The organism is Phycisphaeraceae bacterium (assembly GCA_019454185.1).
GTDB lineage: Bacteria > Planctomycetota > Phycisphaerae > Phycisphaerales > UBA1924 > JAHBWV01.
In genome coordinates this window covers 1,187,805-1,204,128 of the sequence record CP075368.1, presented here as the reverse complement: position 1 = coordinate 1,204,128, position 16,324 = coordinate 1,187,805, and the positions used below count along the sequence as shown (strand labels likewise).

Below are 16,324 nucleotides of genomic sequence, written 5' to 3'. Positions count from 1 at the left end.
GGACACGCTCTCATCGCAATCGCATGATCGAGAACGGCCCCGCCGCACCGCCCAGCATCTCCTCAACCGCCATCGTCGCTGTCCGATGCGCCAGCGACATCCCATGCCCCGTGAACCCCCCGCAGAACCACACGCGATCGTTCCAACCCCTCCCCTTTCCAAGACTCCCCACCAGCGGCAGCCCATCCGGCGAAAATCCCATCACCCCCGTCCAGCGCGCCACCACATCCACACGCTCAGCCCCGAGCGTCTCGCACGCGAATCGCTCGATCAACCCCTGAACGTCCTCCGTCGGACGATCCTCATACCCGACCTCAACATCCGCCCTTTGCACGCGGCAGCCCCCGAACAGCAGCGTTCCGTCATACCCCTCTCGAAAGTACTCCGACCCGTGGTTCGCGTAATAGTTCATCGCCAGCGTCCGGCCCTCCGCCCGAATCGCAAGCATCTGCCCCCTGCGTGGCGTCACCACTCCCGCGAGCTCCGGCACAAGCAGCCCCGCGTACGCGTTCGTCGCGACAAACACCCTCCCCGCATTCACCACGCCATCCGTCATCCGCACCGACAACGCGCTCCCCGCATCATCAATCCCAAGCACCTCCTGCCCCTCAAGCACATGACACTCACACAACCCCCGCAGATGCCCCACCAACTCCACCGGGTTGCAGCACGCATCCCCGGGATTCACGAGCCCCATCGCCCCGCGTGATCTCGCGAGCGGCCCGTTCCAAAGCGAATCCGAAGGCACCTCCTCACCCCCGGTGCCGATCACCTCAACCGCAAAGCCGTCCTCGCGCAGCAACGCCGCCGACCTCTCGATCTGCGCCCGCTCACCATCCGTCAACGCAACCAGGCACGACGGCCTCGCGCGATACGAGCCCAACCGCTCGATACCCGCGCGCCGCAGCATCGCGAGATTCTCCTCACTCACCCGCCAGAGCGTCCTCGCGACCTCGCGCCCGTACTGCTCACACGCCGCCCAGTAATTGTCCGCAGCCCCTCGCATGAGGAAGCCCGCATTGCGCCCGCTCGCACCGGCTCCCGCGGACTGCCGCTCGATCACCACCGTCCGAAGACCTCGCCTCGCGAACGCCGCCGCCGCCGACAACCCGCATATCCCCGCACCGATCACCGCAACATCACAAGACCGAACCCCAAGAGCCATGCTCCGCCGCCAGATACTCACCGTCATCGCACACCTCCCTCAGGCGCCGCCAGTCCGCCCGTGATCGCAACCATCACATCATTGACATTCGTTCCCGTCGGTCCCGTCCGAATCAGCGAGCCCGAAGCCGCCAACGCGCGATGGCTGTCATGCTCCCGCAGCGCGAACTCAGCATCAACACCCGCGCCACGAATCCTCTCCCACGTCTCTCCCGTCGCCCACGCCCCCGCCGCATCCGTCACCCCGTCGATCCCATCCGTCCCGAACGCCAGAACCAGTGCGTCCGCGCGACCAGCCATCGCCTTCGCCGCCGCCAGCACAAACTCCTGATTCCTCCCCCCCGCGCCGCTCCGATCTCCGACCGTCACCGTCGTCTCTCCGCCCCACACAATCCCCAGTGCCCCATCGCTCGCCGCCCCGCGTGCCATCTCATCGGCCATCTCTCGTCCGCGCTCCGCCGCCTCACCGACAACGCCCGCTCGCACAGAAAAAACCCGCACGCCGCGCCCCCTGATCGCCTCCTCCGCCGCACGCATCGCGTCCACGTTGCTCCCGATGATTGTCTGCTGAACCCTCTCGAAACAGGGATCACCCGGCTTTGCCGTCTCCACAATCTCTCCCCTCGCACCACGCTCAAGATGCGCCCACACCGCAGGCGCATCCTCCCTCGACACCCCACGCTCTCTCATCGCCTCCAAGGCATCGGCATACGTCGTCGGATCCGGCGCAAGCGGCCCCGATGCGATCACAGACAGATCGTCCCCCATCACATCCGACACAACCAACGACACCACGCGCGAGTACCCACTCGCCAATCGCGCCAGCCCCCCGCCCTTCAGCCGCTCGATGTGCTTCCTCACCGAGTTCAACTCATCAATCGTGCCCCCGGCACGCATCATCCTCATCGACACCGCCGCAACATCACCCACCGTCAACCCATCCGCCGGCGACACAAGATGCGCCGATCCCCCGCCCGAGACCAGCACCAGCAGCGTCCTCCCCTCGCCCCGCGTGGCCCCCTCTCGAACAAGCCGCTCCACACGCGCCGCCGCAGATACATTCCGCTCCGTCGGGCTTGGGTGATCTACCTCGACGACCTCGATCGGCGCACACCCGCCCCCGCGCAACCCCCGCACTGAAGGCGCGAGCACGATCCCTCTCGCAATCCGCCCCCCCACATGCCCCCCCACATGCCCATCCACTCCAACCCCCAGCATCCCAACCACCGCTTCCGCCAGTCCTGCCGACGCCTTGCCGATCCCCACCAGATCGATCCCGCCCTCACTCGTATCCGAAAGCAGTTCCTCAACCCGCCACCACGCCCGCGCAACCATCGCCGCGGGACTCACGCGCTCGACCACTTCGCGCACAATCCCCTCGCATATCTCTCTCACGATCTCGTCGTTGACGCCCTTCACATCACAGAATGTACAGCATCGCCGCGATCCACACACCCCCCACCACCATCACACACGCCGTATAGCCCACGATCTCTCTCGCTCTCACCCGCGTGATCGCCAACAGCGGCAACGCCCAGAACGGCTGAAGCATGTTCGTCAACTGATCCCCGTAAGCGATCGCCATCACCGCCTCACCGAGCGGCGTCCCCATCGCCGATGCCGACTCGATCGCGATCGGTCCCTGCACCGCCCACTGGCCCCCTCCCGACGGCACGAACAGATTGACAAAGCCCGCCGAGAGGAACCCCAGCACCGGCAGCGAACGCTCATCCGCAACCGAAACCATCCCCTCCGAGATCATCCGGACCAGCCCCGACTGCTGCATCATCGACATGATCCCCGCATACAGCGGGAACTGAATGATCACGCCCACACACCCCCGCGCCGCATCCTCCGCCGCCCTCGCATACGCACCCATCGATCCATGACAAAGCAGCCCGAGCGCGAACATCGCGAGGTTGATCTCATTCAGCCCCACAGTTCTCCACCCGCGCTCCGCGACATACATCCCGACCATTCCCATCGCCAGCAACCCCAGCACCCATCCCGGCACCCGCGAACGCTCGAGCCACCTCGGTATCGTGCCCGCTCCACACCCCTCATCCTCTTCTCTCTCGCCATTCCCCGCGCACACCCTCACGCCCAGAGGCAACTCACCGCTCCCCGTGCGCGGCGCCAGCAGCCACACCACGAGCGGCACAATCACCAGCAATCCGCCCGTCACAACCAAGTTCAGCGTCGAGCCCAGCGTCTGGTCGAGACCGATCCACGCCCCGCTCGCCGGCGCGTGCGCAGCCAGCACCTCGCGCGGAAGCGTCGCAGCCGCCTTCTCAACCGTCACCACGCTCAGCGGCGCGCTCCCCGATAACCCCCCGTGCCACACCATCATCGTCGTGTACCCCGCCGCCGCGAGCACCGGATAACTGAACCCGACGCCCCGCGCTGCCAGTGCCCTCCCCACCTCTCTCGCCAGTATCGCACCGACAATCAGCCCCAGACCCCAGTTCACAATCCCCGCAAGGCACGCAACGCCCGCCACCATCGCCGCGCCGCTTCGTCCATCACGCGCAAGGCCCGACAACCGACGCAGCAACCTTGCGACCGGCCCGCTCTCCGCCAGCGCGTGCCCCGTCACCATCACCAGACACATCTGCATCGAGAACGCAAGCAGCGACCACATCCCCGGCCCATCGAGCCCGCCCCACGCGCGCATCGTTGCCGTCGCCCGCGCACCAACGCCCATCTCCCGATCCGGATAACCGATCCCGATCGCAATCGCGCCGGTCAGCAGCGTCAACAGAAGCGCGAGCACAAATGGTTCCGGCGCATAACGCCTGAACACGCCGCTGATCCACGCCCCGATTGCCTGGATCCACCCCCCGCTCATGCCGACCTCCCGATCAGCCCCTCACGCCAAGCTCGCAGCCGCTCGATCGCCGCTTCAAGCGTCTCTCGACGCTTGCAGAACGCAAATCGCACAAACGCCGCTCCATCCTCGGGCCGCTCGTAGAACGCGCTCGGCGGAATCGCCGCCACGCCACCCCTCACCACAAGATCGCGGCACAAATCCACGTCATTCTCAAACCCCAGCATCCGATGGTCCGCCATGATGAAGTACGACCCCTCAACAGGCATCACGCCGAAACCCATCTCCGTCAGCGCACCGCCCAGCAGCCCCAATCCCGCCCGATACTCCTCAACCAGCGACGCCACATACGCGTCCCCCGGCCCCCCGGGCCTGATCGCCTCCGCACACGCGATCTGCATCGGCGTCGAGACCGCGAACGTCAGAAACTGATGCGCCGCTCGAACGCCCGCCACCAACTCCGCCGGACCGATCGCCCATCCGATCTTCCACCCCGTCACGCTGAACGACTTCCCGATGCTCGAGAGCGTCAGCGTCCGATCCTCCATCCCCGGCAGCGTCGCCATCCGAACGTGCGGCCGCTCCTCGCGATACACCAGCCGCTCGTACACCTCATCCGTGATCGCAACCACGCCCCACCGCTCACACAGCCGCGCGATCACCAGCAACTCCTCCCGCGTGAACACCTTCCCCGTCGGGTTGTGAGGCGTGTTCACCAGAATCGCCCGCGTCCTCTCCCCGAACGCCCCCTCCAACTCACGCTCATCAAACTCCCACCCCCTCACCCCCGGAATCAGCCGCACCGGCCGAACCCTCGCGCCAGCCATCGATGCGCACGCGCGATACGAGTCGTAGAACGGCTCGAACATCACCACCTCATCCCCCGGCTCGACAAGCCCGAGGAACGTCGCCGCCAACGCCTCCGTACACCCGCTCGTCACCTGCACCTGACGGTCGGTATCGATCGACAGCCCCGTCTCAGCCCTCCACCTCGCGCCGATCGCCTCGCACAACAGCGGATGCCCCAGCATCCGCGCATACTGGTTCTGCCCCGCGTCGATCGCGGCCTTCGCGCCCTCTCTCAGAAACGCGGGCCCGTCAAAGTCGGGAAAGCCCTGCGACAGATTCGTCGCCTTATGCTCGGTCGCAAGCCGCGTCATCTCCGCAAAGATGCTCGTGCCGAACGACGCCACTCGCGATGCCATACCCCGAATCTGCTTCTCGCTCATGCGAGCAAGATATCAGCGTTCCCCGCCCCGCGCCGCCGATCGGAGAGCAACTCCACGCTCCCCGCTCCTTCCCCGCACCTCCATCGCGATCACACACCCGTCTGCAATCGGATACCACCGCACCCCCTGCTCGCTCGCGACACGCCCCCCGGCGGTGAACCTGCTGAACGCTGGCAGAGTCAGCCGCCGTGCCGCGACCACGAACGCAGGCACCTTCACCCCGCCCACAGAGAGAGCCGGATGCAGATGCCCCGCGATGACGCCCTCTCCCTCCCCGGGCTCAACCGGCTCGTGGACGATCCGAATCCCCTCTTCGACCATCTCATCCCGGATGTCGAGCAGTCCCCACGCCCGCTCCACAGCATCGATGCGCCGGTCATGGTTCCCCCTCACCAGCGTGAACCCCACGCCCCGAGCTCTCAACGACTCCAGCCGCGCCGCGACCCGATCCGTCAACGCCGCCGTCAGGCCCGCGTGCGCATGGATCAGATCTCCCGCGATGACCACCCGCTCCGCGCCCGTCGAAGCGACCACCCGCTCCAACCGCTCGAACTGCTCATCAAGATCAACATCCGGGACGGGAACCCCCGCCAGGCGCATCGCCTCCGACTTCCCGAGGTGAAGATCCGCGACAATCACCATCCCCCGCGATGCCCACCACGCCGCACGCTCGGGCATCAGCGTGATCGCCTCCCCCGCGAAGTCGATCGTGACGCATCCTTCTCCCATTGCTCCTCGATCCTCCTGATCCGTTCCGTCAGCGTCTCGCTCGACATCCGCGCCCCCACACGCTCGATCACCAGAGGCAGACTCAAGGGCGAGGGCCGCTCGATCCGCTTGACAACCAATCGCGAGGCACGAAGCCGTGCCAGTGTACGCGCCAGGCGGCTCTCCTCGAACTGTCGCTCCAGCACCTCCCGCCGCGCCTGCTCCAGCAGCGGATGCGTCGGATCAAACTCCATGAACACGTCATACAAGAGCGATGCCCCGACCTGCGTCTGCCGCCCCGAGCGAGCCGAACCCGGATACGCCTGAAAGACGAGCCCCGCGACCCGCGCGATCTCTCGAAACTGGCGCTTGGCCATCTCCCCGAGATTCACGCTCTCCGCCGCCTCCTCCATGAGCCGCGACGCATCGAACAGCCCCTCCGGACCCATCGCGTCGAACGCCCCCTCGAAGTCAAACCCCTCCGGACCCAGCAACTCAAACCCATAGTCGTTCGAGGCCGTCGAAAGCGTCGTCCTCGACGCCCGTGTCAGCCGGAACGCCAGCAACGCCGCAAGCCCCCCATGCACCAACCGTCCCTCAAACGGGAAGATGAACGCGTGCGACCCCTCACGCGTCGCGCACACCTCGATCAGTGCCTCATCCCCGCGAGGCACGCACGACACCGCCCCCTGAATCGCCCGCAACCTCGCGATCGCTCTCCCTTCCGGCGTCTCGCCATCCCCCTCTCCCTCCCCCAGCACCGTGCGAACTCCCTCCGAGAGCGCCTCAGAGATCGGTAGCTTCGTCCCCGCCCAGAGCGGCGTGTGCGTCGTCGATCCCTTCGCCGGCCTCACGATCGCCGCGTTGTCGTGAACACCCTTCAACTCCAACACCTTCCCCGCAAACACAAACTTGTCACCCGCCCGCAGACCCGAGATGAAGTCCTCTTCGATTGAGCCGAGCCGCCGCCCGGTCGCGAAGCGAACATCCATCGTCGCCTCGCCCGTGATCGTCCCGACATTCAACCGGTGCATCTGCGCCGCCCGAGCGGTGGCGACCCGCGCAACGCCATCCTCCACCACAACCTTCCGATACTGCGGATACGCCCTCAGCAACCCCGCGCCGTCAACCGCAAGCGACAACGCCCAATCAAACTCGGCACGCGTCAGCTCCCGATACGCCGCCGTCGAACGCACCTCTTCATACAACCCGTCAACCTCAACCCCCCCACCAACCCCCCCGCCACTCCCCCCGCCGATCGCGCACGTCACGATGTGCTGCGCCAGCACATCCAGCGGCTTCTCCAGCGACCTGCGCGGCTCCATCCCAATTCCCCCCGCTCCACCCCGCATCGCGCGCCTCACCGCCTCAACCTCAACAACCTCCATCGCATGCGTCGGCACGCACAAAATCCGCGACACCCCGCCCGGTGTATGCCCCGATCGCCCCGCACGCTGGATCAACCGAGCAATTCCCTTCGGTGATCCGATCTGCATCACCCGCTCGACGGGCGCAAAGTCCACGCCCAGGTCGAGCGAACTCGTCGCCACCACGATCCCCACCTCGCCCGTCTTCAGACCTCGCTCGATCTTCTCCCTCGCTCCACGATCCACCGAGCCGTGGTGCAACCCCATGCGGCTCTCCCACTCCGGCCGCTCGATTGCGATCGCATGGAACCATCGCTCCGCCTGCGACCGCGTGTTCACGAACACGATCGTCGAGATGCCGGGGTCAAGCACGCGCAGCACCGCCGGCAACAGCGGCATCCCGAGATGACCCGCCCACGGCAGCCGCTCACGCGCCTCACCCTCTCGTACTTCCTCTCCCTCCGATGGCAGGACGGTCTCGATCACCACCCGCCGCTCCACCTTTGCAGTCACGATCCGCGCCGTCTCCTTCTCACCAACGGCCGACCTCGCGGCTTCCTCAATGTTCTCGATCGTCGCCGACATCGCCCACGTCCGCACCCCCGGCGCACACGCTCGCACCCGAGCGAGCGCCAACTCCACCTGCGTCCCCCGCTTGCTCGACAGCAACTCATGCCATTCATCCACAATGACACACGACACCCCTCCGAGCCGCTCCCTCGCATCCTCCCTCGTCAGCAGCAGACACAGCGACTCCGGTGTCGTCACCAGCACCTCCGGCAATTCCTTCCGTTGCCGCGCCCGCACGCTCTGCTTCGTGTCCCCCGTCCTCGACTCCACCCTCGCCCAAGGCGCGACCTCAGCCGTAATCTCCTTCAACGCGAGTTCGATGTCCCTCGCCACCGCCCGAAGAGGCGTCACATACAGCACCCGCAGCCCCCGGGGCTCACCCTTGCCCTGTCTCTGTTCCGCCAACTCCGCCAGCGGCCCGCCGAACGCCGCCAGCGTCTTCCCCGCGCCCGTCGGCACATGGATCAGCCCCGACCCGCCCGCTCGATACGCCCCCCACGCCTCCTCCTGAAACTCAAACGGCGTCCACCCCCTGTTCCGAAACCACTCGCGCACCAAGCCGACACCATCGACCGGCCCCTCAGCACCCGCTCCTTTCCGGTCCTCATGTTGTGGGGCTCTCTTCGCCATGGCTCCCCGATTGGACTCCTGACCAGCGATTGTTCCCGTCGCGAATCCACCAGACCGACCGTATCGAACCCGGACTCAGGAGACACCCATGTCCATCCTTGCCGCACTTGCCGCCATCTGCACGACCATGACTCCGCCGCCTGCCGAGCCGGAGCCCCCCGCTGCATCCGGTGTGACATCCGCCACAGCCGAACCGATGGCTCAGCCACCCGCTCCCTGGACAGTCCTCCGCGTCGGAGGCGATCTTGAAGCCCAGACCACCTTCAACAACGGCGTCTACACCAGCGGCAAAGCCCGCATCGACACCCCCCTCCCCGAGGGCTATCCGCCCCCCACACCACCGGGTGCGATCGAACTCAAACGCTACCCCATCGTGCGCCGCGCCGAGTTCTCATCCAGCGGACCCGCCGATCTCGGCATGAATGTCGCCTTCTGGCCCCTCTTCAAGCACATCCAGCGTCGCGATATCGAGATGACATCCCCCGTCGAGATGGACTACCGAGGCCTTGAGAGCGGCTCGCCCAACGGCTGGACCATGTCCTTCCTCTATCGTCGCGTCGATCAGGGTCCCACCGGCAAGGACGGCCTCGTCACCGTACAGGATGCCCCCCCCATCACGGTCGTCGCGATCGGCATGACCGCGCCCTACGCCACCCGCAATCTCACGGACGGGCTCAACGAACTCAACACGTGGCTCGCATCCCAGACCGCGTGGGAGCGAGCCGGCGACCCGAGAGCCATGCACTACAACGGTCCGGAGGTTCGCCCGCAGAATCGGTGGATGGAGGTGCAGATTCCCGTGCGGCTGCGCACGCCGGTCACCCTTCTCGCAGAAGACCGCCCCGAGACCACGGCGCTCGCGCCCGCTCCCTCGTGACGCATGCTCTCCGATGAAGCGAACTCGCTCCTCCTGATGGTGCATGCCCTCGCGACGCTCGCGATGGTGGGCATCATCTGGTTCGTGCAGGTCGTCCACTATCCGCTCTTCCTGAGCGTGCCGCCAGATGCCTATCCCGCGTATCAGCGCGAGCACATGAGCCGCACATCCCTCGTAGTCGCTCCTCTCATGCTCGCAGAGGCCGCTACGGCGATCGCGATCCTCCTCCTCGGCATCGCATCGCCCGACCTCGCGATACCCGGGCTTGCCCTCCTCGGCACCATCTGGCTCTCCACATTCCTCGTCCAGGTTCCGCGACACGCGGCACTCGAGCGTGCCGCCGACGCCCGCATCATCACCTCGCTCGTCCGGACAAACTGGCTCCGCACCGTCGCGTGGACCGCACGAGGCGTCCTTGCCCTTCTGATGCTCCGTCCTTCTCTCAACTAAACCATGTCCAAGCGATCGGCCCCAACTCGCCCTACGAACCAACCCGCTGCCGCGCCGACGCCCGCTTGGACCTCTCTTGCCAAGACGCACATCGCCGCTCCGATCCACAACCTGGTCATCATCCTCGGCGACCAACTCGCGCACGACTCCCCCGCGCTCAGTCACCTCGACCCCGCGCTCGACGCCATCCTCATGATGGAAGTCATCGGTGAATCCACCCACGTCCCCAGCCACCGCCAGCGCACCATCCTCTTCCTCTCCGCCATGCGTCACCACGCGCTCCGGCTCCACGCCCAGGGCATCCGCGTCCGCTACATCACGCTCGACGACCCCGACAACACGGGAACCATCGACGGCGAGGTCTGCCGCGCCGTCGCCGACCTCCGCCCCGAGCGTCTCACACTCGTCGAGCCCGGCGAGCATCGACTCATCGCCGCTGCACACGCGTGGCGCACCTCGCTCGCCCTCCCCGTTGCAATCCTCGAAGACTCGCACTTCCTCACCACGCACAACCAGTTCGCATCATGGGCCGTCGGGCGGCGCGACCTCGTCATGGAGTTCTTCTATCGCGAGCAACGCCGCCGCCTCAACCTTCTGATGGACGGAAACAAGCCCGTCGGCGGCGAGTGGAACCTCGACAAACAGAACCGCCTCCCCTTCGGCAAGTCCGGACCCAAGCCCCCGCCCCCAGCACCTCTGCGTTTCCCGCCCGACGAGATCACGCGCGATGTCATCGCCCTGATCGCCCGCCACCTTCCAGACCTTCCCGGCGATGCCTCCTCCTTCGCATGGCCCGTCACGCGTGAACACGCCCTCGCCGCCCTCGATGACTTCATCACCAATCGACTCCCGCTCTTCGGACCCTACGAAGATGCCATGTGGACCGGTGAGCCCTTCCTCTACCATTCTCTCCTCTCCGCGCCCCTCAACCTCAAACTCCTCTCCCCGCGCGAGTGCATCGATGCCGCGATCCGCGCGTATGACGATGGTCTCGCACCGCTCCAGTCCGTCGAGGGGTTTGTCCGGCAGATCTGCGGCTGGCGAGAGTTCATCCGAGGGATCTACCACCTCGAAGGCCCCGCCTACGAAACCCGCAACTGGCTGGGACACTCCGGCTCCCTCCCCGAGTTCTACTGGACCGGCCAGACCGACATGGCCTGCCTCTCGCACTGCATCACGCAGGTCCTCAACCACGGCTTCGGCCACCATATCCAGCGGCTGATGGTCACAGGCAATTTCGCTCTCCTCGCCGGCGTCCACCCCAAGGCCGTCAGCGACTGGTACCTCGGCATGTACGTCGATGCCATCGACTGGGTCACACTCCCGAACACCCTCGGCATGTCCCAGCACGCCGACGGCACACCCGACAAGCCGCCCGTCGTCGGCACCAAGCCCTACATCTCCAGCGGCCAGTACATCGCCCGCATGAGCAACTACTGCACCACTTGCCGCTACGACCCCGCGAAGCGAACCGGCGACAATGCCTGCCCCTTCACCGTCCTCTACTGGGAATTCCTCGATCGCCACCGCGAGCGCCTCGCCACCAACCGCCGCATGACCATGATGCTCAAGAACCTCGACCGAATAAGCACGAGCGAACGCGCCGAACTCCGCATCTCCGCCTCGCGCATCAAGCGGCGATACGGTGTATGAAACTGACCGACGACAGCGAGCCAAACCATGCCGACCCTCATGTGGTTTCGATCTGATCTCCGCGTTGCCGACAACACCGCGCTCTGGCATGTTTGCCGCGAAGCTACGCGTGAGAGCGACGGCATGGGGGGCGTCGTCGCGGTGTACACCATCACGCCCGACCAGTGGGCCGCGCACGACATGGCACCGGTCAAGGTCGATCTCATCCTCCGCACGCTCGGCGAGCTTTCGACCGAACTCGGCGCGCTCAACATCCCGCTGCGCATCCTCACCGTCCCCGGCTTCAATGACGTGCCCGGCGCACTCCTGAAACTCTGCCGCGAGGTTGGAGCTCGGGCCGTGTACTTGAACAAGGAGTACGAGATCAACGAGATCAGACGCGACGAGGCAGTGGCCGAGATGCTCGCCGATGAAGAGATCTCCACCCACGCCTTCGATGATCAGACCGTCGTACCGCCCGGCGCACTGCGCACGGGCGAGGGACGCTGGTACACCGTCTTCACGCCGTTCAAGAAGTCGTGGATCAAGAAGCTTGAGGCCGAAGGCATCCCCGAGGTGCTCGGAAAGCCGAGGCGGCAACTGCCACTGAAGATCAGGCCCGACGATGTGCCCGATCGCGTTCGGGGCTTTGAGCCGTGGCCCCGTCCCGAATTCTGGCCCGCCGGCGAGAAGGCCGCGATGAAGCGTCTGAGTCGCTTCGTCGAGAAGTCCATCGCGGCATACAAGGACCAGCGCGACTTCCCCGGCATTGATGGCACCAGCACGCTCTCGCATCATCTCTCCATCGGCTCAGTTTCTCCTCGTCAGTGCCTGCACGCCGCGCTCGAAGCCAACAGCGGCAAGCTCGACGGTCCATCTTCTGGCGCAACCCACTGGATCAGCGAACTCGTCTGGCGCGAGTTCTATCGCCACCTTCTCGCGGCGTACCCGCGTCTGTGCATGGGGCGCGCGTTCAAGCCGGAGACCGAGCGGCTGCGCTGGCGCGACGACTCCGAGGGGTTCGACGCGTGGCGAGAGGGTCGCACGGGCGTGCCGCTCGTGGATGCCGCGATGCGCTCGCTCCTGCACACCGGCTGGATGCACAACCGACTCCGCATGGTCGTCGCGATGTACCTGACAAAGGACCTGCTCATCGACTGGCATCTCGGCGAACGCCACTTCATGAGGCACCTTGTCGATGGCGACCTCGCCCAGAACAACGGCGGGTGGCAGTGGTCGGCCTCGACGGGGACGGATGCCGCGCCGTACTTCCGCATATTCAACCCCATCAGCCAGTCGCGGAAGTTCGACCCGGATGGCGCGTTCATCCGACGCTGGGTGCCGGAACTTGCGGATCTGGACAACGAGACGATCCACGATCCGTCGGAGTTGCCCCTGCTGCTGCGCTCCACACTGAAGTACCCTGAGCCGATCGTGGACCGGGCGATCGTGAAGGACCGCGTCCTCGCGGCGTTTCAGGCGATCAAGGCGTAGACGGGTGGCATGCCTGCTCGCAGAGCAGGCATGAAGGGGGACCCGAGTGCAAGCTCGGTGTGCTTGGGTACTGGTACCAGCAACTTCTTCCGAACGCGTCTCAGTCCGAAGGCGCCCCCCCCGTGCCATCGAAGTCGCTCCGACTTCGATGCGATAACTCTCTCAACCGAGCGATTCGCCTCGTCGCCACCGACTCTACCCTCTGCACCTTGACCCTCTGCCCTTTCCAGTCCGTGATGTTCTCGCTTTTTCCAAATTTCCCTATCCCCTTCTCCCACAATGACTTCCATTACCTGTTCCAACAGGCACTGACAGACGTATGTCAGTGACAGACACCTCCCGCGCTTGCATCCCAAGATCTCTCTCGTACATTCGGGGCATGATCGCCCCATCCGACATCACGACCAGCCGAGACCAGCACCCCCCGCAGGGCGAGCGTTATGATGCATCGCCCAGCCCCGCCGAAGCACACGCCGCAGGCGATCACATCACGCCGCGCCAGCGCTGGGCTCACCTCCTCGTCCTCGACATCATCAACGCGAACCTGCCGCTCGCACGCCTCGCCGATCACCTCAAGATTCCCTTCGACACGCTCATCGATTACATCAAGACGCCCGAGGTCCAGGCCGAGATCGACGCCTACGAAGAGCTCAATGCCCTCCGCGCCCGTCTGCTTGGCGAGGCCGCGCGGCCGATCTCCCTTCGCAAGCTCCTCGACGTGCTTGAGAGCCCGGCGCCCAAGCTCACGGGCCGCGACCCCGACGCCGATCAACGCATACTGCACCGCCATGCCGAGCTCATCCGCCGCACCGCGACCACCATCGCGCGCGAGTCGCGTGCCCTCGCGCCGAAGCCCGCGCCCGCTCCCAAGCCCGCGGCCAGAGCCGCGAGTGTCAACGAGCGGACCTCTTCTTCCGCTTCCGAACCCGCCGCTGCTCCCGAAACACTCACCGATCAACGCCCGCAAAAGGGAGCCCCGAGCGCGAGAGCATTTTGCGCCATGTGTTCCAAGTGTTTCCATTGTGGAGACTTGCGCGATCTGATGGCTCATGCCATGCTCGGTCCCACTGGTGGAGCTGCCAGACAGGAGACCGAGCATGGACAACGCGAGTTGGAGGGTGTTGGCGGCGAGCGTGCGGAAGCTGGATCGGAGCCCGCGTGGCGGTCGCTTCACCTTCACCGATGCGGACATCGTGCTGACCTTTCTCTGGGCCGTCTTGCACCGACGACCCACCTCCTGGGCGTGCCGACGCGATGCATGGCCGTTGTGGCGGCGTGGTCGATTGCCCTCGCCAAGCAGGATGAGCCGGCGGCTGAGAACCACCAGCGTCCAGGCGTTACTTGCCGCGGCGGAGGCGGAGAATCTGGTCTCTGCATCGGGAGCGTTGGTGCTGGCTCTTGACGGCAAGGCCCTGCGCGTCGCCTCGCACTCCGGAGACCGGACCGCGACCTTCGGCGCATGGGGACTGCGCGGCTACAAGCTCCATGCGATCTGCGATCTCGCGGGCTCGATCGTCTCCTGGCGTCTCACGCCCATGCACTGCCATGAAGCAGTGATGGCCAAGCGGATGATGCGAGACATGGAGTTGAACGGGTATGTGCTGGCCGACTCGAACTACGACAGCGTGAAGCTCTATGAACTCTGCGCGTGCAAGGGCGGACAACTGGTGGTTCCGCGGAAGGACTGCCGCGTGGGTCGCGGCGTGCGGCGGTCCGGAACGCATCCGGACCGCCGTCGAGCCATCGACATGCTGGAGCAGAGCATGACGGGCTTCGGCAGGGGCCTGCTGTCACTCCGGCGCGTGATCGAGCGTGTGTTTGCACGCCTGGAAATGACCCACCATGTGGGGCTTATCCCGCCGCACGTGCGCGGCATCGAGCGGGTCCGTCGATGGATCCAAGCCATCATCATCCTTGATCGACACACACAGGCAATGAAGCGATGACGCAAAAAGCTCGCGAGCTCGGGGTCGTCTTCCTCCTCTTCACACGCGCCCGACACGACATCCGAGCCAGCAAAGCTGAATCGGGGAACCGCAGGCGTACCCGAGCGGACCACTGCTCCCAATCACACACGCGAACGCCGGGTGGCATGCCTGGGCGAAGACCAGGCATGCGCCGATGACGCAGACAACCCGCCCACCGGGCGGACGATCGATCCCAGAGAATCACTCACGGATGCTGAGGATGCGCTGGGCTGCGCATCGCCGGATGCCGTCGATGCCCCGAGGCAACAGCCGACGGGCTCGACGGAATCGGTGGACCCTTCAGCCCAAGCGCCTCAACCCGCCCCTGCACCATCCGATTTCCCTTCCCCCTCTGCCCCTTCTTTCCTCTCCCCTCTGCGTGACGCTGGTTCCTCCGCCTCCTCCGCGTTCAACAACTCTGCTCCCCCTCTGCGTGACTCTGATTCCTCCGCGGCCTCTGCGTTCTCTTCACGATCCCGCCACGCCCGCGACCGGCCCGCCGCCTGAGATCCCCTCACTCGGTTTGCCATCTGCCCATGTGCTATTTGCCATTTCTCTTTCCCCTTCCCCTTGCCGTTTGCCATCCGTGTGGCATATTCCACAGGATGGCCGTGTGGGGAACGGAGGATGTCCCATGCGCACCGCGGCAACGCTGCTGATCTCAACCTCGCTCGCCCTCGCGCACGCGGCACCCTCCCGCGCCGACCTCGTCACCGTCCTCGCGACCGACACGCTCATCGTTAATCACAACGATATCTTCATCGCCTGCTTCCTGCCGACACTCACCACCAAGCCGACGGATGAGATCCTGCACAACTCGATACGATTCTCGTTCAGGCCGGTGGATGCTGGAGTGTCAGCGATCATTTCGGGCAATGACTTGCCTCTGTTTCCAACTGGGCCCTTTGAAACGGTTGCGTTGTGTGTTGACGGCGGGCTGATCCAGTCAGGCACGACAATGAGTGCGACTCGAGATTGGGCGGAACCGTCATTTGATGTTGACACAGGCATAGTCGATCCCACCGCGCTCCCCACAAGCGTCACAAACATCCATCTGATCCCCGACGGCGGCTCCGGCTACGTCGGCTACGCCACCTCCGACCTGACCAAGTTCGGCTACATGCAGATCCAGCGTCTCTCACTCTACGAGTGGCGCCTCGTCGGCTACCGCTACGACGACTCCGGCGCGCCCGTCCTCGTCGAGAACCTCATCCCCGCGCCCGCCACCCTCGCGGCACTCGCTCTCCTCGCACTCCCCCGCACACGCCGCCGCCTCTCGGGTGCCACTGGTTCCCGTTGAGCACGCGCACGCGTGTGAAACAGAACCAGTGCCTCTTCATCCTCCATCGTGCTCCTCTGCTCTCACCCATGCCTGCTCTCTGAGCAGGCATGCCACCTGATCACGCCAC

13 protein-coding genes are annotated in these 16,324 nt (G+C 65.6%); 6 read left to right on the top strand and 7 right to left on the bottom strand.

Annotation, left to right across the window (positions count from 1 at the left end; translation table 11 throughout):
* Nucleotides 1–10: 10 nt before the first annotated feature.
* The 6 genes from KF838_05015 to KF838_04990 are packed head-to-tail and all read right to left on the bottom strand — an operon-like array spanning nt 11 to nt 8,495.
* Complete coding sequence (locus KF838_05015) at nt 11–1,192, bottom strand: FAD-binding oxidoreductase (GenBank protein QYK49214.1); 1,182 nt, start codon at nt 1,190–1,192, stop codon at nt 11–13.
* Entirely contained in the window at nt 1,189–2,583 is a 1,395-nt protein-coding gene (locus KF838_05010) for a DUF4147 domain-containing protein (protein ID QYK49213.1), read from the bottom strand. Before KF838_05010 ends, KF838_05015 begins: the two co-directional genes overlap by 4 nt.
* 1 nt (nt 2,584) lies before the next feature.
* Entirely contained in the window at nt 2,585–4,012 is a 1,428-nt protein-coding gene (locus KF838_05005) for a short-chain fatty acid transporter (GenBank protein QYK49212.1), read from the bottom strand.
* The gene (locus KF838_05000) at nt 4,009–5,220 is read right to left on the bottom strand and encodes an aminotransferase class I/II-fold pyridoxal phosphate-dependent enzyme (protein QYK49211.1); all 1,212 of its coding nucleotides are present in this window, start codon (nt 5,218–5,220) and stop codon (nt 4,009–4,011) included. Before KF838_05000 ends, KF838_05005 begins: the two co-directional genes overlap by 4 nt.
* A 12-nt stretch (nt 5,221–5,232) precedes the next feature.
* Nucleotides 5,233–5,949 carry a ligase-associated DNA damage response endonuclease PdeM gene (gene pdeM, locus KF838_04995; protein QYK49210.1) on the bottom strand — a complete coding sequence of 239 codons (717 nt, stop codon included), beginning with the start codon at nt 5,947–5,949 and terminating at the stop codon, nt 5,233–5,235.
* Nucleotides 5,898–8,495 carry a ligase-associated DNA damage response DEXH box helicase gene (locus KF838_04990; protein QYK49209.1) on the bottom strand — a complete coding sequence of 866 codons (2,598 nt, stop codon included), beginning with the start codon at nt 8,493–8,495 and terminating at the stop codon, nt 5,898–5,900. The genes pdeM and KF838_04990 overlap by 52 nt, the downstream gene beginning before the upstream one ends.
* Before the next feature lie 88 nt (nt 8,496–8,583).
* Between KF838_04990 and KF838_04985 the strand changes: the two genes are divergently transcribed.
* Genes KF838_04985 through phrB form a run of 4 tightly spaced genes read left to right on the top strand, consistent with a single transcriptional unit; the run spans nt 8,584 to nt 12,948 of the window.
* Nucleotides 8,584–9,372, top strand: a complete 789-nt coding sequence (locus KF838_04985) for a heme-binding protein (GenBank protein QYK49208.1) — start codon at nt 8,584–8,586, stop codon at nt 9,370–9,372.
* 3 nt (nt 9,373–9,375) lie between these two features.
* The gene (locus tag KF838_04980) at nt 9,376–9,822 is read left to right on the top strand and encodes a hypothetical protein (GenBank protein ID QYK49207.1); all 447 of its coding nucleotides are present in this window, start codon (nt 9,376–9,378) and stop codon (nt 9,820–9,822) included.
* A gap of 3 nt (nt 9,823–9,825) precedes the next feature.
* Nucleotides 9,826–11,475 carry a cryptochrome/photolyase family protein gene (locus KF838_04975; GenBank protein QYK49206.1) on the top strand — a complete coding sequence of 550 codons (1,650 nt, stop codon included), beginning with the start codon at nt 9,826–9,828 and terminating at the stop codon, nt 11,473–11,475.
* A 27-nt stretch (nt 11,476–11,502) separates the two neighbouring features.
* The gene (phrB, locus tag KF838_04970) at nt 11,503–12,948 is read left to right on the top strand and encodes a deoxyribodipyrimidine photo-lyase (GenBank protein QYK49205.1); all 1,446 of its coding nucleotides are present in this window, start codon (nt 11,503–11,505) and stop codon (nt 12,946–12,948) included.
* A 322-nt stretch (nt 12,949–13,270) separates the two neighbouring features.
* On the opposite strand, the gene KF838_04965 is transcribed toward phrB, so the two are convergent.
* On the bottom strand, nt 13,271–13,738 hold the full coding sequence (locus tag KF838_04965) for a hypothetical protein (protein QYK49204.1): 468 nt from the start codon (nt 13,736–13,738) through the stop codon (nt 13,271–13,273).
* A gap of 307 nt (nt 13,739–14,045) precedes the next feature.
* On the opposite strand from KF838_04965, the gene KF838_04960 reads away from it, so the two are divergent.
* Nucleotides 14,046–14,894, top strand: a complete 849-nt coding sequence (locus KF838_04960) for a transposase (GenBank protein QYK49203.1) — start codon at nt 14,046–14,048, stop codon at nt 14,892–14,894.
* Nucleotides 14,895–15,549: 655 nt separating this feature from the next.
* Complete coding sequence (locus KF838_04955) at nt 15,550–16,215, top strand: hypothetical protein (GenBank protein QYK49202.1); 666 nt, start codon at nt 15,550–15,552, stop codon at nt 16,213–16,215.
* Nucleotides 16,216–16,324 lie beyond the last annotated feature (109 nt).

Excerpts from the sequence above, each read along its gene's own strand:
- KF838_04980 (QYK49207.1), top strand. The coding sequence starts at position 9,376 with ATGCTCTCCGATGAAGCGAACTCGCTCCTCCTGATGGTGCATGCCCTC.
- pdeM (QYK49210.1), bottom strand. The coding sequence starts at position 5,949 with ATGGGAGAAGGATGCGTCACGATCGACTTCGCGGGGGAGGCGATCACG.
- KF838_04955 (QYK49202.1), top strand. The coding sequence starts at position 15,550 with ATGCGCACCGCGGCAACGCTGCTGATCTCAACCTCGCTCGCCCTCGCG.
- KF838_04985 (QYK49208.1), top strand. The coding sequence starts at position 8,584 with ATGTCCATCCTTGCCGCACTTGCCGCCATCTGCACGACCATGACTCCG.
- KF838_05015 (QYK49214.1), bottom strand. The coding sequence starts at position 1,192 with ATGACGGTGAGTATCTGGCGGCGGAGCATGGCTCTTGGGGTTCGGTCT.
- KF838_04990 (QYK49209.1), bottom strand. The coding sequence starts at position 8,495 with ATGGCGAAGAGAGCCCCACAACATGAGGACCGGAAAGGAGCGGGTGCT.
- KF838_05000 (QYK49211.1), bottom strand. The coding sequence starts at position 5,220 with ATGAGCGAGAAGCAGATTCGGGGTATGGCATCGCGAGTGGCGTCGTTC.
- KF838_04965 (QYK49204.1), bottom strand. The coding sequence starts at position 13,738 with ATGGCGGTGCAGTATGCGTTGATCGGCGTCGGGGTCGCGGCCCGTGAG.
- phrB (QYK49205.1), top strand. The coding sequence starts at position 11,503 with ATGCCGACCCTCATGTGGTTTCGATCTGATCTCCGCGTTGCCGACAAC.
- KF838_04960 (QYK49203.1), top strand. The coding sequence starts at position 14,046 with ATGGACAACGCGAGTTGGAGGGTGTTGGCGGCGAGCGTGCGGAAGCTG.
- KF838_04975 (QYK49206.1), top strand. The coding sequence starts at position 9,826 with ATGTCCAAGCGATCGGCCCCAACTCGCCCTACGAACCAACCCGCTGCC.
- KF838_05005 (QYK49212.1), bottom strand. The coding sequence starts at position 4,012 with ATGAGCGGGGGGTGGATCCAGGCAATCGGGGCGTGGATCAGCGGCGTG.